Annotated in this window: 17 protein-coding genes and 2 tRNA genes; 14 read left to right on the top strand and 5 right to left on the bottom strand. The window is 71.8% G+C overall.

The genetic code is table 11. The features are described from left to right. Positions 1-161 precede the first annotated feature (161 nt). Positions 162-575, bottom strand: a complete 414-nt coding sequence (locus ACIGXW_RS28670) for an SsgA family sporulation/cell division regulator (RefSeq protein ID WP_003959770.1) — start codon at positions 573-575, stop codon at positions 162-164. 191 nt (positions 576-766) lie between these two features. On the opposite strand from ACIGXW_RS28670, the gene ACIGXW_RS28665 reads away from it, so the two are divergent. The 3 genes from ACIGXW_RS28665 (at position 767) to ACIGXW_RS28655 (ending at position 1,610) form a co-directional block, all read left to right on the top strand. Next, positions 767-1,198, top strand: coding sequence for a TIGR02611 family protein (locus ACIGXW_RS28665; RefSeq protein WP_399575633.1), 432 nt, complete (start codon positions 767-769; stop codon positions 1,196-1,198). 75 nt (positions 1,199-1,273) lie between these two features. After that, positions 1,274-1,345: transfer RNA gene (locus ACIGXW_RS28660), tRNA-Val, on the top strand. A gap of 193 nt (positions 1,346-1,538) precedes the next feature. Further along, positions 1,539-1,610 (top strand) — tRNA-Val (locus ACIGXW_RS28655). Positions 1,611-1,688: 78 nt separating this feature from the next. On the opposite strand, the gene ACIGXW_RS28650 is transcribed toward ACIGXW_RS28655, so the two are convergent. Then, positions 1,689-2,414, bottom strand: a complete 726-nt coding sequence (locus ACIGXW_RS28650; protein WP_071966236.1) for a 3'-5' exonuclease — start codon at positions 2,412-2,414, stop codon at positions 1,689-1,691. A gap of 166 nt (positions 2,415-2,580) precedes the next feature. Between ACIGXW_RS28650 and ACIGXW_RS28645 the strand changes: the two genes are divergently transcribed. The 6 genes from ACIGXW_RS28645 to ACIGXW_RS28620 all read left to right on the top strand — a co-directional run bounded on the left by ACIGXW_RS28645 (position 2,581) and on the right by ACIGXW_RS28620 (position 9,299). After that, positions 2,581-3,264: a DUF4365 domain-containing protein gene (locus ACIGXW_RS28645; protein ID WP_399575631.1), complete on the top strand. Its 684-nt coding sequence runs from the start codon at positions 2,581-2,583 to the stop codon at positions 3,262-3,264. Then, positions 3,264-4,442 carry a hypothetical protein gene (locus tag ACIGXW_RS28640; protein WP_399575630.1) on the top strand — a complete coding sequence of 393 codons (1,179 nt, stop codon included), beginning with the start codon at positions 3,264-3,266 and terminating at the stop codon, positions 4,440-4,442. The genes ACIGXW_RS28645 and ACIGXW_RS28640 overlap by 1 nt, the downstream gene beginning before the upstream one ends. 97 nt (positions 4,443-4,539) lie before the next feature. Continuing rightward, positions 4,540-6,516, top strand: a complete 1,977-nt coding sequence (thrS, locus tag ACIGXW_RS28635) for a threonine--tRNA ligase (RefSeq protein WP_399575628.1) — start codon at positions 4,540-4,542, stop codon at positions 6,514-6,516. Positions 6,517-6,589: 73 nt separating this feature from the next. After that, positions 6,590-7,150: an HIT domain-containing protein gene (locus ACIGXW_RS28630; RefSeq protein ID WP_071966232.1), complete on the top strand. Its 561-nt coding sequence runs from the start codon at positions 6,590-6,592 to the stop codon at positions 7,148-7,150. 110 nt (positions 7,151-7,260) lie between these two features. After that, on the top strand, positions 7,261-8,079 hold the full coding sequence (locus ACIGXW_RS28625; RefSeq protein WP_399575626.1) for a polysaccharide deacetylase family protein: 819 nt from the start codon (positions 7,261-7,263) through the stop codon (positions 8,077-8,079). After that, complete coding sequence (locus ACIGXW_RS28620; RefSeq protein ID WP_399575623.1) at positions 8,076-9,299, top strand: hypothetical protein; 1,224 nt, start codon at positions 8,076-8,078, stop codon at positions 9,297-9,299. Before ACIGXW_RS28625 ends, ACIGXW_RS28620 begins: the two co-directional genes overlap by 4 nt. A gap of 21 nt (positions 9,300-9,320) precedes the next feature. Here the strand turns inward: ACIGXW_RS28620 and ACIGXW_RS28615 are convergent, their stop codons facing one another. Both ACIGXW_RS28615 and ACIGXW_RS28610 read right to left on the bottom strand, forming a co-directional pair. Beyond that, the gene (locus ACIGXW_RS28615; protein WP_399575621.1) at positions 9,321-10,979 is read right to left on the bottom strand and encodes a hypothetical protein; all 1,659 of its coding nucleotides are present in this window, start codon (positions 10,977-10,979) and stop codon (positions 9,321-9,323) included. A gap of 165 nt (positions 10,980-11,144) precedes the next feature. Further along, entirely contained in the window at positions 11,145-13,352 is a 2,208-nt protein-coding gene (locus tag ACIGXW_RS28610) for an elongation factor G-like protein EF-G2 (protein ID WP_399575619.1), read from the bottom strand. A gap of 255 nt (positions 13,353-13,607) precedes the next feature. Between ACIGXW_RS28610 and pgsA the strand changes: the two genes are divergently transcribed. From pgsA to ACIGXW_RS28595, 3 genes are read left to right on the top strand one after another with little or no spacing between them, the layout of a single operon-like run. Beyond that, positions 13,608-14,270: a phosphatidylinositol phosphate synthase gene (pgsA, locus tag ACIGXW_RS28605; protein ID WP_071966253.1), complete on the top strand. Its 663-nt coding sequence runs from the start codon at positions 13,608-13,610 to the stop codon at positions 14,268-14,270. Next, positions 14,267-15,202, top strand: a complete 936-nt coding sequence (locus ACIGXW_RS28600) for a phosphatidylinositol mannoside acyltransferase (protein WP_399575618.1) — start codon at positions 14,267-14,269, stop codon at positions 15,200-15,202. The genes pgsA and ACIGXW_RS28600 overlap by 4 nt, the downstream gene beginning before the upstream one ends. Continuing rightward, a complete protein-coding gene (locus ACIGXW_RS28595; RefSeq protein WP_399575616.1) occupies positions 15,199-16,359 on the top strand; it encodes a glycosyltransferase family 4 protein in 1,161 nt (386 codons plus the stop codon). The genes ACIGXW_RS28600 and ACIGXW_RS28595 overlap by 4 nt, the downstream gene beginning before the upstream one ends. 56 nt (positions 16,360-16,415) lie before the next feature. Here the strand turns inward: ACIGXW_RS28595 and ACIGXW_RS28590 are convergent, their stop codons facing one another. Continuing rightward, a complete protein-coding gene (locus tag ACIGXW_RS28590; RefSeq protein WP_399575614.1) occupies positions 16,416-17,117 on the bottom strand; it encodes a VC0807 family protein in 702 nt (233 codons plus the stop codon). Positions 17,118-17,302: 185 nt separating this feature from the next. Here ACIGXW_RS28590 and ACIGXW_RS28585 point away from each other — a divergent pair, with 185 nt between their 5' ends. Together ACIGXW_RS28585 and pdxS are read left to right on the top strand one after the other, a co-directional pair. Next, positions 17,303-17,845 carry a hypothetical protein gene (locus ACIGXW_RS28585; RefSeq protein WP_071966224.1) on the top strand — a complete coding sequence of 181 codons (543 nt, stop codon included), beginning with the start codon at positions 17,303-17,305 and terminating at the stop codon, positions 17,843-17,845. Positions 17,846-17,984: 139 nt separating this feature from the next. After that, a complete protein-coding gene (gene pdxS / locus ACIGXW_RS28580) occupies positions 17,985-18,893 on the top strand; it encodes a pyridoxal 5'-phosphate synthase lyase subunit PdxS (protein ID WP_177338532.1) in 909 nt (302 codons plus the stop codon). The last annotated feature ends 63 nt before the right edge of the window (positions 18,894-18,956 follow it).

Here is an 18,956-nt window from a genome sequence, read left to right as displayed (position 1 = left end):
CCGCGGGGAGCAGACTCTAGCGGCTCCGCAGCGCGACGGCGCCGTCGCCCGCGGTGGATCCGCGGCGACGGCGCCGTCGTCGTGCCGTATGCGAGATGTCCGGATGTGGCGCGCGGCCTCCCCGAGTGGGCCGGCGCGCCCGGATCAGCTCCGGCCCGGCATCAGCTCTCCGCCAGGATGTGGGAGAGCTCGGTGTCCAGATCGAAGTGACGGTGTTCGGTGCCCGGTGGAACCGCGGCGTCGGTCCGCTTCAGGAACGACTCCAGGGCCCGGGCCGGGGCCTCCAGCAGGGCTTCGCCCTCCGGCGAGCTCAGGGCGATGCAGACGACGCCCTGGCCGTGGCTGCGGGAGGGCCAGACGCGGACGTCGCCGGTTCCGGTGGGCCGGTGCAGGCCCTCCGCGAGCAGGTCCCGGGCGAAGACCCACTCGACCGTCTCTTCGGCTCCGGTGTGGAAGGTGGCGTGCACGGCATAGGGATCGGCCGTGTCGTACCGCAGGCCTGCGGGTACAGGCAGTGAGGATTCGCTCGACACAACGAGGCGCAGGTGCAGCTCGCAGCTGACCGTGGTGTTCATAAGCGCCAGGGCCTTTCGCTCAGTGTGCGCTCGGGGATTCGCACGTCGGCGAAATCGACATGCCACCTACGGTGCCGTTGTAAACCCCTCTGACCGTTTTGAGGTCGTTCGTATACCTCGTACGGCCCAGTCGTCGCGGCGCACGTACGGCCGAACCGGTGACTTCGGGACCGTCGGGTACGTTGGGCCGTATGAACGCGGAGAGTGACGAGAAGAGATCCGCCGCTGCGGACGGTACCGACGAGCCCGAAAAGCCCCTCGGCTCCCGGGCCCCCCACTTCGTCAGGCGGTCCCGGACCCTGCACCTGAGCTGGCAGGTGGGCGTCTTCGTCGTAGGCCTGGCCGTCGTCGCCGCCGGGATCGTCATGCTGCCCCTGCCCGGCCCCGGCTGGCTGGTGATCTTCGGCGGCATGGCCATCTGGGCGACCGAGTTCGTCTGGGCCCAGCTGGTGCTCCGCTGGACCAAGCGCAAGGTCACCGAGGCCGCCCAGCGCGCCCTCGACCCCAAGGTCCGGCGCCGCAACATCACGCTCACCGTGATCGGGCTCGTCATCGTCGCCGCGCTCGTCGGCGTCTACGTCGCCAAGTACGGCATCGAGATGCCCTGGAAGGTGTCCCGCTGACCACCGCCCGGCCCCTGACCAGGCACGGGTGGTTCTGGGCACCGCCTGACATGCGGTAATGTTTGCGGTGCGCCCGGGCGATTAGCTCAGCGGGAGAGCGCTTCGTTCACACCGAAGAGGTCACTGGTTCGATCCCAGTATCGCCCACATCACACCGAGGGTCCGCGAGGTACACACTTCGCGGACCCTCGGTTTTTTTGCCCCCGGAGAGGGGGCCGGAGAGGCGCCCGAAGAGGGCCTCGGGAGCCCGCCGGAAAGCGCCCCCGGACGGGATTTGAACGAGACCCGCCGCGACCTGTATTGTTCAGTGCGTTCCCGGGGGAAACCCCGAGACACTCCCGGGCGATTAGCTCAGCGGGAGAGCGCTTCGTTCACACCGAAGAGGTCACTGGTTCGATCCCAGTATCGCCCACACATCCGGAAGGCCGGTCCATCAACTGATGGGCCGGCCTTTCGCGTTGCCGTCCCTCCCGTACGCCCCGAGCCGCTCCTACGCCGCGGCCGGCAGCCCCGGCCGCAGCGGCCACGCCGGATCGCACTCCTCGTCCGAGCCGTTGCGCGCGAACCACGCCTGCAGCCCCCGCGCCTGCGCCGCGTGCCACACCGCCTGCCGCGTGTGCAGCTCCGCCGGGCTCAGCCGCTCCAGACGCGAGGCGAACCGGCGCCCCACCGCCCGCACGACCTCCATCGCGGCCGTCGCGTCCGCCGCCGCGTCATGCGCCTCCGCCAGCTCCACCCCGTACTGCGCACACAGATCCGACAGCGTGCGACGGCCCTTGCGGTAGCGGTCCAGATGCTTGTCCAGCACCCACGGGTCCATCACGCACAGCGCCCCGCCCCCCAGGTACGACGCCAGCGTCGACGCCCGGTGCCGGCGCAACTCCCGGTCCAGCAGCGTCAGATCGAACGGGGCGTTCATCACCACCAGCGGTATGCCCCGTGCCGCGTGCCCCGCCAGGGCGCGCGCCACCTCCTCCATCACCGGCGCCGGCCACCGGCCGTACCGCTGCAGATGCTCATCCCCGAGCCCGTGTATGGCAGTCGCCTCCGCGGGCACGGGCACCCCCGGATTCACCAGCCAACGGGTGGCCATCGGCGAGGCCCCCGCCTGCGACTGCGTCACGAAAGCCGCCGAGACGATCCGGTCGCGCTCCACGTCGACCCCGGTCGTCTCGGTGTCGAAGGCGGCCAACGGCCCCTCGAACCAGCACGGCATGACACAACTCCTCGCGCTTGTACGGCAAATGGCGTGTTTCCCCTCCCCGCTCAGGTGATACCCGGCCACCCCGTCGCCCGAACCGCCGCTGTTTGCCGGGTAGTTCGCGTGGAGACAACACAGATGTACGACCCAAAAACCGGCGAGCCCGGAAGGTATTTCGGACATGGCGCTCGCTCAGCCCGACCCGGCCACGCCCACGAGCAGCCGGCCGCCCGGGCCGATGGCACCACCGCGCGGCACCCTCGCCACCTCCGCGTGCATGGAGACCCTCCAGGTCGGCTATCTGCACGCCGTCGCGGCCGCCGCCGGCTGCTCCCTCGCCCAGCCCTTCCCCGACAACGGCATCGACTGGCACGTCAGCCACAGCGCCCCCGGCCACACCGCCGACGACGAGGTCACCATCAAGGTCCAGCTCAAGAGCACCTACCAGCTGGGCCCCCGCACCCCCGCGCCCTCACCCGCCCCCCGCCCGCCGCGCCACCTGGCCGCCCACGCCCCCGCACACCCGCCGGAGCCCCGTCCTCCGCTGGCGCCGGCCCCCTTCCCGCCCCCGGGGCCGACCTTCGCCTTCACCCTCGACAACGACCACCTGGCCAAGCTCGCCCGCACCCCCGTGTCGGTCCACAAGATCCTCGTCGTGATGATCGTGCCGCGCGCCCGGGACGACTGGCTGCGGGCCGGCCACGACCACCTCGCACTGCGGCACTGCTGCTACTGGACCAACCTCGCCGGCCACCCCGTCACCGGCCGGCGCAGGACCACCGTGCGGATCCCGACCTCTCGCGTCTTCGACGACCGCGCACTGTGCGAGATCATGACCCGGGTCGGGGCGGGAGGGAGACCCTGATGCACCGGCCGACCCAAGACCCCCGGCACCACCCCGACCCCGCCGTCCTCGGCGCCCTCCTGGCGCGCCACGGCTGGCGCCGGCGCGGGGGAGAGCCCGGGCGCTACAGCCGCTGGACCCCGCCCGAGGGCACCGGCACCAGCCTCCTCGTGCCGGTCGGCCGCGCCTTCCCCGACAGCGCCGACCTGCTCGCCGAGGCCCTCACCGCCCTCGAGCGCAGCGCCGCGCCCTCCGCCCGCGACATCCTCCTGGCCCTGCACCGGCCCAGCGACGAGATCCGCTGGTGGCGGGAGATCCCCGAGCCCGGGGCCCCGGCCGCCGCGTGGAGCGCCCAGGAACGCCTGCGGTCCGGCGCCCGCGCCCTCCTGCTCGCCGGAGCCCTGGCCGCCCGCGGCCGGGCCGGCTACCACGGAGCCCGCAGCCGCCGACAGGCCGAGGCGGCCCTGGACCCCCTGCTGGTCGGGCCCGACCCCGAAGGCCGCCGGCTCACCGTCTTCGTCCCGGTCGAGCCCCCGGTCGGCGCCGTCACCGAGGGCGGCCGCCCCCTGGTGACCGCACTGCTGCGCGCCCTGCAGGCGGCCCGGGACGCCACCGACTACCAGCGCGCCACCGGCCGCCCCGACGCCTTCGACGCCGCGGTCGAGGCCGGCGTGTGCCAGGAGCTCACCGAGGCCCTCGTCGCCCTGGTCGGCGGCGCGCAGGGGATACGCGTCGGCGTGGAGTGGGCCCCGGCCGCGGGCCCGCCCGAGGGGTTCGCCGCCCGTCCGGAACCCGTCGAGTTCTCCCCGGGCGACCTGCCCGCGCTGCGCGAGGCCGGCGCCCGGTACGTACGGGACGAGCCCTCGGTGCCCGTACGGCTGACCGCGACCGTGGTTCGCATGCGCCGCGAGGCGCCCGGCGGGCCGGGCACGGTGCGGCTGCGCGTCCTGACCGGCGCGGACGTCACCCAGGTACGGGCCACCCTCGCCGAGGACGACTACCGCATCGCCGGCCACGCCCACCTCGCCGGGCTCGCCGTCACCGTCAGCGGACGGCTGGAGAGCCGGGCCGGCTTCCGCCGGCTGGCCGACGCCGGCGGCGTGCTGCCCGTCCGGGTCGACGAGGCGGAGCGGGACCGGCTGCTGAAGTCCCTGCACGAAAACCTCGACCAGTTCGCGGAGAAGCACGACGCCGGATGACCGACCCTGGATAACCGTTTAGCGACCAGTGCGCCGGGCTCGGTACGATTCAGGCGCGCAGTGACCACTGCAGCGCCCCATACGTCAGGAGAGACCGGTGTCAGACGTCCGTGTGATCATCCAACGCGATTCCGAGCGGGAAGAGCGCGTGGTGACGACGGGCACTACGGCGGCCGACCTCTTCGCCGGTGAGCGCACCATCGTCGCCGCGCGCGTCGCGGGCGAGCTGAAGGACCTCGCGTACGTCGTCGCCGACGGCGAGGAGATCGAGCCCGTCGAGGTCTCCTCCGAGGACGGCCTCAACATCCTGCGCCACTCGACGGCCCACGTCATGGCCCAGGCCGTGCAGGAGCTCTTCCCCGAGGCCAAGCTGGGCATCGGCCCGCCGGTCAAGGACGGCTTCTACTACGACTTCGACGTCGAGAAGCCCTTCACTCCCGATGATCTCAAGCTCATCGAGAAGAAGATGCAGGAGATCCAGAAGCGCGGCCAGCGCTTCTCGCGCCGCGTGGTCACCGACGACGCCGCCCGCGAGGAGCTGGCCGACGAGCCGTACAAGCTCGAGCTGATCGGCCTCAAGGGCTCCGCCTCGCACGACGACGGCGCGGACGTCGAGGTGGGCGCGGGCGAGCTCACCATCTACGACAACCTCGACCCGAAGACCGGCGACCTGTGCTGGAAGGACCTCTGCCGCGGTCCGCACCTGCCGACGACCCGGATGATCCCGGCGTTCAAGCTGATGCGCAACGCCGCCGCGTACTGGCGCGGCAGCGAGAAGAACCCCATGCTGCAGCGCATCTACGGGACCGCCTGGCCGTCGAAGGACGAGCTGAAGGCGCACCTGGAGTTCCTGGCCGAGGCCGAGAAGCGCGACCACCGCAAGCTCGGCTCCGAGCTGGACCTGTTCTCCATCCCGGAGCAGATCGGCTCGGGCCTGGCGGTCTTCCACCCGCGCGGCGGCATCATCCGCCGGGTCATGGAGGACTACTCCCGCAAGCGGCACGAGGAGGAGGGGTACGAGTTCATCTACACCCCCCACGCCACGAAGGGGAAGCTCTTCGAGACCTCGGGCCACCTGGACTGGTACGCCGACGGCATGTACCCGCCCATGCAGCTCGACGAGGGCGTGGACTACTACCTCAAGCCCATGAACTGCCCGATGCACAACCTCGTCTTCGACGCCCGGGGCCGCTCCTACCGTGAGCTGCCGCTGCGCATGTTCGAATTCGGGACCGTGTACCGGTACGAGAAGTCGGGCGTCGTGCACGGCCTGACCCGTGCCCGCGGCTTCACGCAGGACGACGCGCACATCTACTGCACCCGTGAGCAGATGGGCGAGGAGCTGGACCGGACGCTCACGTTCGTCCTGGACCTGCTGCGCGACTACGGTCTGAACGACTTCTACCTCGAGCTGTCCACCAAGGACCCCGAGAAGTTCGTCGGCTCGGACGAGGCGTGGGAGGAGGCCACCGAGACCCTGCGCAAGGTCGCGGAGAAGCAGGGCCTCGAGCTCGTCGCCGACCCGGGCGGCGCGGCCTTCTACGGCCCGAAGATCTCGGTGCAGGCGAAGGACGCCATCGGCCGCACCTGGCAGATGTCGACCATCCAGCTGGACTTCAACCTGCCGGAGCGCTTCGACCTGGAGTACACGGCCGCCGACGGCTCGCGCCAGCGTCCGGTCATGATCCACCGTGCGCTGTTCGGTTCGATCGAGCGCTTCTTCGCGGTCCTGCTGGAGCACTACGCGGGTGCGTTCCCGGCGTGGCTGGCCCCGGTCCAGGCGGTCGGCATCCCGATCGGCGACGCGCACGTCGACTACCTGCGGGAGTTCGCCGCCGAGGCGAAGAAGAAGGGCCTGCGGGTCGAGGTGGACGCCTCCTCGGATCGGATGCAGAAGAAGATCCGCAACCACCAGAAGCTGAAGGTTCCGTTCATGATCATCGTCGGTGACGACGACATGAACGCGGGCACGGTCTCCTTCCGCTACCGCGACGGCTCGCAGGAGAACGGCGTGCCGCGCGAGCAGGCGCTGGCGAAGCTCGTCGACGTCGTGGAGCGTCGCGTCCAGGTGTGACGCGTTCCCGCTCGCGGGATGCATCAGGGGCGGCCCGCCAGGGCCGCCCCTCGTCGTGTCCGCCCCGGGGAATATGCTTGCCCGCATGACGAGTGAGCCGGAGCAGCAGTTCGGAGTGGGGGCGCCGGACGCCTTCCAGCGCCTGTGGACGCCCCATCGGATGGCGTACATCCAGGGGGAGAACAAGCCCACCGGTCCGGGCGCCGACGACGGCTGCCCGTTCTGCTCGATCCCGGCGAAGAGCGACGAGGACGGGCTGATCATCGCCCGGGGCGAGCTCGTCTACGCCGTCCTCAATCTTTACCCCTACAACGGCGGCCACTGCATGATCGTGCCGTTCCGGCACGTCGCCGACTACACCGACCTGGACGAGGCGGAGACGGCCGAGCTGGCCGACTTCACCAAGCGTGCGATGCGTGCGCTGCGCGCCGCCTCCGGGGCGCACGGCTTCAACGTGGGGATGAACCAGGGGACGACCGCCGGTGCCGGCATCGCCGCCCATCTGCACCAGCACATCGTGCCGCGCTGGGGTGGCGACACCAACTTCATGCCCGTCGTCGGCCACACCAAGGTGCTGCCCCAACTCCTTGCGGACACGCGGAAGATGCTCGCGGACGTCTGGCCGACCGTCTAGTCGTGGCCGTACGCTGTCGGAATGGTGGTCGTATGACGACCGGACATGACACACCCGAGCAAAATCGGGCAAATCACACCAATTCTTTCTAAAGAAGCTCTAATGGGACGGTGACTTTCCTTCACCGTCGCACCGTGCTGCGCGCGGCCATGGGCAGCGCCATGGCCGGGGCCGCCGGGACCGCCGCCTCGGGGTGCGGCGGGGACCGGACGGCCACCGGCTCGCGGGCGCGTACGCCGACGGCCGCGGGGACGTCCGCCGCCGCGGCCGCCCGGCCGTCGATGCCGCCCGGGCCGCCGCTGCTGCTGCCCAGGCTGCCGTCGGGGCTGCCGGTGCAGATCGAGCACGGTCCCCGCAACAACCGGGCGGTGGCCCTGACCTTCCACGGCCAGGGGGACCGGAAGTCCACCACCGCGCTGCTGACGGAGGCCGAACGGGCCGGGGCCCGGATCACCGTGCTGGCCGTCGGCCAGTGGCTCGACGCCGAGCCCCAGCTCGCGCGGCGGGTGCTCGACGGCGGGCACGAGCTCGGCAATCACACGATGCGGCACCTGAGCATCTGCTCGATGCCGGCCAAGGCCGCCTACGCCGAGATCACGGAGTGCGCGGACCGGCTGCGCAGGCTCACGGGCGGCATCGGCCGCTGGTTCCGTCCCTCCCGTGCGAAGCGGGCCACCGACGAGGTGGTGCGTCTGGCACGCAAGGCGGGGTACCCGCACATCCTGTCGTACGACGTGGACTCCCTCGACTTCACCGACCCTGGGGCCGAGGTGGTCCGGCGTACCGTGCTCGGCGCGGTCCGGCCCGGCTCGGTCGTGAGTCTGCACTTCGGGCACGCCGGCACGGTCGCCGCGCTGCCCGCGATCCTCGACGGCCTCCACCGCCGCGGTCTGCGTGCGGTGACGACTACGGAGCTGCTGACCCGATGATCCCGTTCTCGCATCACCGTTCCCGTCCCCGTACCCCCTTCCGCACACGTGGAGTGCGCACGGCCGCGCTCGTGACGGCGGCCTGCGCCCTGCTGGCGGCGTCCGGCTGCGGTGGCGGCCGGGACGAGGGGGCAGCGAGCCCGCCGCAACAGGGCACGCACAGTCAGGGCGCGGCGCGCGGGGTCCCGCAGGGGCTGCCGGGGATGCCGCCGCTGCTGGATCCGAACGACCTGTACGCGGCGGACCGGCCGAACGCCCTGTCGCCGGTGGTGAAGGACTTCCCGTCGCGGGTGTACGTGCCCAACACGGAGTCGGACACGGTCAGCGTCATCGATCCCAGGACGTACAAGGTCATCGAGACCATCCCGGTGGGCAACCAGCCCCAGCACGTCGTCCCCTCCTGGGACATGAAGACGCTGTGGGTCAACAACGACCGCGGGCACACGCTCACGCCCATCGACCCGGCCACCGGCAAGCCGGGCAAGACGGTCGACGTGCACGACCCGTACAACCTCTACTTCACCCCCGACGGCAAATACGCGGTGGTGATGGCGTCGATGGATCGGGAGCTGGTCTTCCGGGAGGCGCACACGATGAAGCGGATGAAGACCGAGCACGTGAACTGCCTGGGGGTTAACCACGCCGACTTCTCGCCGGACGGGCGGTACTTCATCGTCTCGTGCGAGTTCTCCGGGGAGCTGCTGAAGGTCGACACGGCCCGCATGAAGGTGATCGACAAGCAGAAGCTGCCCTTCGACGGGGCGATGCCGCAGGACGTGAAGATCTCCTCGGACGGCAAGACCTGGTACGTAGCGGACATGATGGCCGACGGCGTGTGGGTGCTGGACGGCGACAAGTTCGGCGAGCCGTGGCTGATGCCGACGGGCAAGGGCGCCCACGGGCTGTATGTGAGCCGTGATTCGAAGTCGATGTACATCTCCAACCGGGGCGAGGGCTCGATCTCGGTGCTGGACCTGCCCAGCCGCAAGCTGGTGAAGAAGTGGGAGCTGCCGGACGGCGGGAGCCCGGACATGGGCGGGGTGTCGGCGGACGGCAAGGTGCTGTGGCTGTCGGGGCGCTACGACAGCGAGGTCTATGCGATCGACACCCAGGACGGGCACCAGATCGCCCGGATCAAGGTGGGCGACGGCCCGCACGGCCTGGCGGTCTACCCGCAGCCGGGCCGGTACTCGCTGGGCCACACCGGGATCTTCCGGTAGGGCGTGGCCCAGCGGGGGGCCTCAGGCGTTGTAGACGTCGGCCTGGCGCGGTGTGGGGTCCTGCACCGTGCCGCTGAGGTTGCCGGCGCGGCTGGCGAAGCGGGTGGTGTCGACGCCGTGCTCGGCCAGGACGCGGAGCGTGGCCTCGTGGACGACGCGGAGCACGGGGGTGGCGGCGCGCAGGGCGTCGTCGGCCATGAAGCGGTGGCGCCAGGGCTTGTCGGCCCAGGCGTGGCGCAGGCCGAAGGGCTCGGGCAGCACGAGCTTGCCGCCCCAGTACTCCAGGAGCGGCGGGTACCAGGTGAGGGGGGCGCGGGCGGCGAGCCGGACGACCTCGCGGGGTTCGACGACGGGCAGGGTGCGGGTGTAGGTCTCCCAGAACTTCAGGCCCTTTTTGAAGGTCTTGGTGCGGCTCTTGGGCCTGCCGTTGAAGACGGCGTGGGTGGGGCCGAGGGCGTGGCCGGTGACCTCGATGCGCAGGGTCTTGTGCAGGACGGTGACGTTGATGAGCAGGTTGATGACCAGTTGGCCGTCCCAGAGGACGAACTGGACGCCGAGGTAGTGGCGGTCGCCGCTGCCGAAGTGCTGCTTGTCGCAGATGTCCTGGAGCTTGGCGCCCCTTATCTGGTACGAGGCCGCGTCGCTGCCGCCGGGGCGGGAGACGGCGCCGGCGCCCTCGCCGATGGGGGAGACGACCCAGTGCTCGACGTGGGGCTGGGGGAGGCCGCCGGCGTTGATGGGGGTGCGCTCCAGCAGCTTGAGCTGGTCGTGCACGGCCCGGGCGATGTCCCAGCTGCGGAAGGGGTTGATGTCCTTGCCGGGCTCAAGGGGGACGAGGTCCTCGGCGAGCTGCCAGCTGCCCCAGCGGGTGCCCATGCCGAGTATGCCCTTGGGGCCGGCGTAGAAGACGAGGTTGCTCTGCTGCTCGGCGCTCAGCTTCGCCAGGCTCTGCCGCAGCGTCTCGGCGGCGCTCTGGCCGGGGGTCGAGGGGACGGCTTCGGGGATCTTGGCGGGGACGCCGCCGCCGTCGAGCAGTCCGGTCCAGCGCTCCCGCAGGTCCTTGGCGGTGCGCTCACAGATGATCTTCGCCCAGTAGCCGCCGACGAGGGGGGCGATGACCATGGCGCGGAGGTAGATGCCCAGGAGGCCGTTGAGCGGCGCCTTGACCATGAAGAGCACGACGACGGCGGCGAGGGCCACAAGCAGGGTGGTACCCAGTGCCCCGGCGCGCTTGTTCTGGGCGCCGGCCAGGCTGCGGCGCAGCTGGAAGGCGCCGAGCCAGAGCAGGACGCCGGGCAGGAAGAGCAGTCCGCAGACCGCCATGATCAGGGTGAGCCTGGTGTCGCGCTCCTTGCGGATGCGGGACGCGGCCAGGCAGTGCTCGACGATGACCTGGGGCTCGAGGCCGAAGGACTGGATGAGGGGCTTGCGTCCGCCGCCGAGCATGCGGGTCTGCACGGCGCGGGCGAAGGCCTCGCCGAGGTTGGGCTCGAAGAGCGAGATGAGCGGCTTCTTCACCTCGGACTTGGCCCAGTCGGAGTTGGCCTTGAGCAGCTCCTCGACCGGGCCGTCCCGGTAGGCCGCCGAGGCCAGGGCCTGGGTCGCCGCGGTCTGTCCCGCGCCGCCGGCGACCGGGATCTGCGCACCCGGGCTGAAGTCGTACGCGTCGCCTGTTGCCACTGATGCCCCCAATGCCGTACGCGTCCGGTGCGCCGGCCTTCTCCCGACTACCGCCCATGGACTGCGTCATGGGCCGCGTGCTCAGCGTAATGGGGCGGGGGCCGTCTGTCGTGGGAGATCGGAAAGCCGCCCGCACCAAGCGAGTTGATGCGGGCGGCTTGCGAACTATGCGCCGTTCTCTGCCTGTTCGCGAATGCGGTCCGCGAGCTGCGGGGGCATCGGCTCGTGCCGGGCGTAGGAGCGGCTGAACCGCCCCGTGCCGTGCGAGAGGGAGCGCAGGTCCACCGCGTAGCGGCCGATCTCGATCTCCGGGACCTCGGCGCGCACGAGGGTGCGGCCGGCTCCGGACTGCTCGGTGCCGACGACGCGGCCGCGGCGTCCGGACAGGTCGCTCATGACCGGGCCGACGTAGTCGTCGGAGACCAGGACCTGGATCTCGGCGACCGGTTCGAGGAGGTGGATGCGGGTCTCGGCGGCGGCCTCGCGCAGGGCGAGGGCGCCGGCGGTCTGGAAGGCCGCGTCCGAGGAGTCCACCGAGTGCGCCTTGCCGTCGAGGAGGGTCACGCGCACGTCGACCAGCGGATAGCCGGCCGCGACGCCGCGTGCGGCCTGGGCCCGTACGCCCTTCTCCACCGAGGGGATGAACTGGCGGGGGACGGCGCCGCCCACGACCTTGTCCACGAACTCGATGCCCGAGCCGCCGGGCAGCGGCTCCACCTCGATCTCGCAGATGGCGTACTGGCCGTGGCCGCCGGACTGCTTGACGTGCCGGCCGCGGCCGGCCGCCCGGGTGCCGAAGGTCTCGCGCAGCGACACCTTGTGCGGCACCACGTCGACCTGGACGCCGTAGCGGGTGCGCAGCCGCTCCAGGGCCACGTCCCGGTGCGCCTCGCCCAGGCACCACAGGACCACCTGGTGGGTGTGCTGGTTGTGCTCCAGCCGCATCGTGGGGTCCTCGGCGACCAGCCGGGCCAGTCCCTGGGAGAGCTTGTCCTCGTCCGGCTTGCTGTGCGCCTGGATGGCGACGGGCAGCAGGGGGTCGGGCATGAGCCAGGGTTCCATCAGCAGCGGGTCGGTGCGGCTGGAGAGGGTGTCCCCGGTCTCGGCGCGGACGAGCTTGGCCACGCAGGCGATGTCGCCGGCGACGGCCTGGTTCAGCTGGCGCTGGTGCTTGCCGAAGGGCGAGGTGAGGGCGCCGACGCGCTCGTCGACGTCGTGGCTCTCATGGCCCCGGTCCTCCAGGCCGTGCCCGGAGACGTGGACGGTCTCGTCGGGACGCAGGGTGCCGGAGAAGACCCGCACCAGGGAGATGCGGCCGACGTAGGGGTCCGAGGCGGTCTTGACCACCTCGGCGGCCAGCGGCCCGGCCGGGTCGCAGGCCAGCTCCGCGCGCGGGGCTCCGTCGGGCGTGGTGACGACGGGGGCCGCGCGCTCGGTCGGGGTGGGGAAGCCGCCGGTGACCAGCTCCAGCAGCTCGACCGTGCCCAGGCCCTGCTTGGCGCCGTCCGCGGCGGGCGCCGCGGCGAGCACGGGGTGGAAGCGGCCGCGGGCGACCGCGGTCTCCAGATCGCCGATCAGCGTCTTGACGTCGATCTCCTCGCCGGCGAGGTAGCGGTCCATCAGGGTCTCGTCCTCGCTCTCGGCGATGATCCCCTCGATGAGCCGGTTGCGGGCCTCCTCGATCAGCGGCAGCTGGTCGGGGCCGGGGGCGGCCTCGGTCCGGGTGCCGGAGGAGTAGTCGAACACGCGCTGGGTGAGCAGCCCGACGAGGCCGGCCACCGGACGGTGGCCGTCGGGGCCCTCCTCCCCGTGCAGGGGTAGGTAGAGCGGGAGCACGCTGTCGGGGTCGTCGTCGCCGAACGCGTCCCGGCAGGTCTCGGTCATCTCCTCGAAGTCCGCCCGGGCGGCCTCCAGGTGCGTCACCACGATGGCGCGGGGCATGCCGACCGCCGCGCACTCCTCCCAGAGCATGCGGGTCGGCCCGGCGATGCCTTCGGCGCCCTCGGCTGCCGAGACGACGAAAAGGGCCGCGTCCGCGGCGCGCAGACCGGCCCTCAGCTCGCCGACGAAGTCGGCGTAGCCGGGTGTGTCCAATAGATTGATCTTGATTCCGGCCCATTCGACGGGCACGAGGGACAGCTGTACCGAGCGCTGCTGGCGGTGTTCGATCTCGTCGTAGTCGGAGAGGGCCGAGCCGTCCTCGACCCGGCCCGCCCGGTTGACCGAGCCGGTGGCCAGTGCCAGCGCCTCGACCAGCGTCGTCTTTCCGGAGCCACTGTGGCCGACCAGCACCACGTTGCGGATTTCGCCCGGCCGGTCGGCCGTCACTGCTCTGCCCGCGGCCCCTGGATGGGTACTCGTCTTCTCGCCCATGTGTCTCGCCTCCCGGTCGACACCTGCGGTCCTTCGAGCTTTCCACCGTGGTCACGCTGCGTCCATACGTCGCACACGCGCACGCAACCGCCCGCCCCCGGAGTGAGCCCGCCGGGGCGGACGGCCGTGACCGGCGTGACCTGCGCCATGGGCCGCGGGAGCGACGTCGGCGCGGTCGGCCCCCGCGGCCTGGCTACGATGGGCCAGCCGGTGGCCTTCCGACCACCCGGCCCGATACGACCCTCCGGGAAGGCCATGCTGAACAAGTACGCGCGTGCTTTCTTCACGCGTGTTCTCACGCCGTTCGCCGCTTTGCTCATTCGCCTGGGCGTCAGCCCCGACGCGGTGACTCTCATCGGTACCGGTGGCGTGGTGGCGGGTGCGCTGGTCTTCTACCCCCAGGGCGAGTTCTTCTGGGGCACGATCGTCATCACCCTGTTCGTCTTCTCGGACCTGGTCGACGGCAACATGGCGCGCCAGCTCGGCCGCTCGAGCCGCTGGGGGGCCTTCCTCGACTCGACGCTGGACCGGGTCGCCGACTCGGCGATCTTCGGTGGCCTGGCCCTGTGGTACGCCGGGGGCGGCGACAGCCTGGTCCTGTGCGCGGTGGCGATCTTCTGCCTCGCCAGCGGCCAGGTCGTCTCGTACACCAAGGCCCGCGGCGAGAGCATCGGCCTGCCGGTGAACGTCAACGGCCTGGTCGAGCGCGCCGAGCGCCTGGTGATCTCGCTGGTGGCCTGCGGCTTCTCCGGTCTGCACGCGTTCGGCGTGCCGCACATCCAGATCCTCCTGCCGATCGCCCTGTGGATCGTGGCCGTGGGGAGCCTGGTCACGCTGATCCAGCGGATGGTCACCGTGCGCCGCGAGTCCGCCGAGGCGGACGCCGCCGCGGCGGCCGCCGGGGGCGAGGCCGGGTGAAGGACCGGCTGACCGACGCGCTGTACGGGCTGGGCTGGAGCACGGTCAAGAAGCTTCCCGAGCCCGTGGCCACCGCCCTGGGCCGGCGCATCGCCGACGCGGCCTGGAAGCGGCGCGGCCAGGGCGTGCTGCGCCTGGAGGCCAACCTGGCCCGGGTCGTCCCCGACGCCGGCCCGGCTCGCCTCGCCGAGCTGTCCCGGGCGGGCATGCGCTCCTACATGCGCTACTGGATGGAGTCCTTCCGGCTGCCGACCTGGAGCGAGGAGCGCATCCGCGGCGGCTTCAAGGCCGAGGAGCTGCACCGCCTGAAGGAGGCGCTGGCGAGCGGCCGCGGCGTCGTCCTGGCCCTGCCCCACATGGGCAACTACGACCTGGCCGGCGCCTGGCTCACCACCGAGCTCGAGACGCCCTTCACCACCGTCGCCGAGCGGCTCAAGCCCGAGACGCTCTACGACCGCTTCGTCGCCTACCGCGAGGGCCTGGGCATGGAGGTCCTGCCGCACGCCGGCGGCAGCGCCTTCGGCACCCTCGCCCGGCGGCTGCGCTCCGGCGGCGTGGTCTGCCTGGTGGCCGACCGCGACCTGTCCTCCTCCGGCGTCGAGGTCTCCTTCTTCGGCGAGGCGGCCAAGATGCCCGCCGGCCCCGCCATGCTGGCCGCGCAGACCGGCGCCCTGCTGCTGCCCGTCACCCTCTGGTACGACCGCTCCCCGGTGCTGCGCGGGCGTATTCACGCCCCCATCGAGGTGCCGGAGAGCGGGACCCGGGCGCAGAAGGCCGCGGCGATGACCCAGCAGCTGGCCGACGCCTTCGCCTCGGGCATCGCCGCACACCCGCAGGACTGGCACATGCTGCAGCGGCTGTGGCTCGCCGACCTCGACCGGCGCCCGCCCCGGCCCCGCCCCGACGAGAGCTCCGGAACGGAGAAGCCTTGAGGATCGGGATCGTCTGCCCGTATTCGTGGGACGTCCCTGGAGGCGTCCAGTTCCACATCCGTGACCTGGCCGAGCATCTGATCCGGCTGGGGCACGAGGTGTCGGTGCTGGCGCCGGCCGACGACGAGACGCCTCTGCCGCCCTTCGTCGTCTCCGCCGGCCGGGCGGTTCCCGTGCCGTACAACGGCTCGGTGGCCCGCCTGAACTTCGGTTTCCTCTCCGCCGCCCGGGTGCGCCGCTGGCTGCACGAGGGCGACTTCGACGTCATCCACATCCACGAGCCCACCTCTCCCTCGCTGGGCCTGCTGTCCTGCTGGGCCGCCCAGGGCCCCATCGTGGCCACCTTCCACACCTCCAACCCGCGCTCCCGCGCGATGATCGCGGCCTATCCGATCCTCCAGCCCGCGCTGGAGAAGATCAGCGCCCGCATCGCGGTGAGCGAGTACGCCCGCCGCACCCTGGTCGAGCACCTGGGGGGCGACGCGGTCGTCATCCCCAACGGCGTCGACGTCGGCTTCTTCGCCGATGCCGAGCCCAGGCCCGAGTGGCAGGGCGGGACCATCGGCTTCATCGGCCGCATCGACGAGCCCCGCAAGGGCCTGCCCGTCCTCATGCGCGCCCTGCCGAAGATCCTTGCCGAGCGCCCGGAGACCAGGCTCCTGGTCGCCGGGCGGGGCGACGAGGAGGAGGCCGTCGCCGCACTGCCCCCCGAGATGCGCGCCAACGTCGAGTTCCTCGGCATGATCAGCGACGAGGACAAGGCCCGCCTGCTGCGCAGCGTCGACCTCTACGTCGCGCCCAATACCGGCGGCGAGTCCTTCGGCATCATCCTCGTCGAGGCCCTGTCGGCGGGTGCCCCCGTCCTCGCCAGCGACCTGGACGCCTTCACGCAGGTCCTGGACCAGGGCGCGGCCGGCGAGCTGTTCGCCAACGAAGACGCCGACGCCCTCGCCGCCGCGGCCGTCCGGCTGCTGGGCGACCCCGGGCGCCGGTCGGAGCTGAGCGAGCGCGGCAGCAGGCACGTACGCCGCTTCGACTGGTCCGTGGTCGGCGCCGACATCCTGGCCGTCTACGAGACGGTCACGGCCGGCGCGGCCTCGGTCGCTGCCGACGAACGCACCAGCCTGCGCGCCCGCTTCGGCCTCGCCCGGGACTGAGCCCCGCCCACGACCGACCCCGCCCACGACCGACCCCGGCCGCACCCGTGCCGGGGTCAGCCGGCGGCGGTCCGGGCCCCGAACAGGGCTATGCCGTACCGGGCCCGGAACCGGCGGCTGCGCCGCACCGTGATCACGGCGACCGCGGCCAGCAGGCCGTACGACAGGAACCTGCCCGTCACGGGCACCACGTCGATGGGCAGCACCAGCGCCGCCACCGTGCTCAGGAAGGCGTCGAGCAGCTGGAAGCAGCCCCACAGCACCGTCAGCCCGCGCAGCGCTTCGCGGAACTCCGGCCGGTCGCGCCAGGCGCGCTCGGCCTCCTCCGCCGCGGCCGGCCCGCGCAGCCGGCCGCCGAAGTGGAACGTGAACGGCCGCGAGAAGAACAGCGTGGCCAATATCCACGCCCCCAGCAGCGCCGGGAGCCCGGCGTCCTTCAGCAGCAGCACCCGGGGGTTCCCGCTGATCAGCGACGTCACCGCCGAGACGGCGAGCAGCGCCACCACGAACAGGTCGAAGAACTCGGCCCGTCGCCGCACGACCGCGGCGGCCAGCGCATGCGCCGCCGGTATCGCGCCGCTGAGCAACAGCGCCTGCCATTGGGCGACGCCCTGCGCCCGCAGCGCGTAGTAGAGCACCATCGGCAGGACGATGGTGACGGTCAGGGGGATCAGGAGCGCCCGCGCGGGGCGCGATCCGTGCGCCGCCGCGGGCGTGTGCGGCGGGGGCGTATCCGTGTGCGGGGCCGAGGTGTCCATGAGGTGCCTCCAGCAGTGCCCGGTCGGGCGGTCCGACATCCTGCATCGACATTAGGAACCGGGCGGGTGGAGACGGATCGGAGCCCGGGTAGAAATTGCCGGCGGCCATGCTCCACCTCCACTCCACCCCCGGGTGGAGCCCGCGGCGCCGAGCGGGCCCCCGCCGAGCGGTAACGTGACCCGGCGTGACCACTTTGATCTGGATCGCGGCCGCCCTGGTCGTCATCGGCGTCTACCTGAGCTGGACCGCGGGCCGTCTGGACCGGCTGCACAGCCGCATCGACGCCGCCCGCGCCGCCCTGGACGCCCAGTTGCTGCGGCGGGCCTCGGTGGCCCAGGAGCTCGCCACCGCCGGGATCCTCGATCCGGCCGCCTCGATCGTGCTCTACCAGGCCGCGCACGCCGCACGCCAGGCGGAGGAGGAGCACCGGGAGGTCGCCGAGAGCGAGCTGAGCCAGGCCCTGCGGGCGGTCTTCGGCGAGTCGCCGCAGGTCGAGGCCGTACGGCAGGCGCCCGGCGGCGAGGAGTCACTGGGGGAGCTGACCCAGGCCGTGCGCAGGGTGCCGATGGCGCGGCGGTTCCACAACGACGCGGTCCGGGCGGCCCGGGCGCTGCGCCGCCACCGTAAGGTGCGCTGGTTCCGGCTGGCCGGTCACGCGCCCTTCCCCATGGCCTTCGAGATGGACGACGAGCCGCCGGCGGTGCTCGGCGACCGCAGCGGCCACTGACCCCGGGGCCGGTACCGGGCGGCGGTGCGGCCTTCCCGGGGCCCCGACAAGCCACTGACCTCGAATTGGCCCTTTTTCGGGTCCACCGGCTCTGGGTTTGATGACGCTGCAGCATCACCGCCCTTGATAGTGAGGTCACATCGTGTCCAGCCCCACCACGCAGAACCCCGAGACCGGCACGGCGCGCGTCAAGCGCGGCATGGCCGAGCAGCTCAAGGGCGGCGTGATCATGGACGTCGTCAACGCCGAGCAGGCGAAGATCGCCGAGGACGCGGGCGCCGTGGCGGTCATGGCTCTGGAGCGGGTCCCGGCCGACATCCGCAAGGACGGCGGCGTGGCCCGGATGTCCGACCCGAACATGATCGAAGAGATCATCGGCGCCGTCTCCATCCCGGTCATGGCCAAGTCCCGCATCGGCCACTTCGTCGAGGCCCAGGTCCTGCAGTCCCTCGGCGTCGACTACATCGACGAGTCCGAGGTCCTCACCCCGGCCGACGAGATCAACCACTCCGACAAGTGGGCGTTCACCACCCCCTTCGTCTGCGGTGCCACCAACCTGGGCGAGGCCCTGCGCCGCATCGCCGAGGGCGCGGCCATGATCCGCTCCAAGGGCGAGGCCGGCACCGGCAACGTCGTCGAGGCCGTCCGCCACCTGCGCCAGATCAAGAACGAGATCGCCAAGCTGCGCGGCTTCGACAACAACGAGCTCTTCGCCGCCGCCAAGGAGCTGCGCGCCCCCTACGAGCTCGTCAAGGAGGTCGCCGAGCTCGGCAAGCTGCCCGTCGTCCTCTTCTCCGCCGGTGGCGTCGCCACCCCCGCGGACGCCGCGCTGATGCGCCAGCTCGGTGCCGAGGGCGTCTTCGTCGGCTCCGGCATCTTCAAGTCCGGTGACCCGGCCAAGCGCGCCGCGGCCATCGTGAAGGCCACCACCTTCTACGACGACCCGAAGATCATCGCGGACGCCTCCCGCAACCTCGGCGAGGCCATGGTCGGCATCAACTGCGACACCCTCCCCGAGGCCGAGCGCTACGCCAACCGCGGCTGGTAACACACGCTCCTCCCGGGTGGGCGGTCCGCGATTCCCCGCGGACCGCCCACCCGTCGTCACAGA

It is taken from the genome of Streptomyces sp. NPDC053079, assembly GCF_044546695.1.
Lineage (GTDB): Bacteria > Actinomycetota > Actinomycetes > Streptomycetales > Streptomycetaceae > Streptomyces.
Note: the sequence above shows the minus strand (reverse complement) of the source record. Positions and strands in the feature narration are given on the sequence as shown.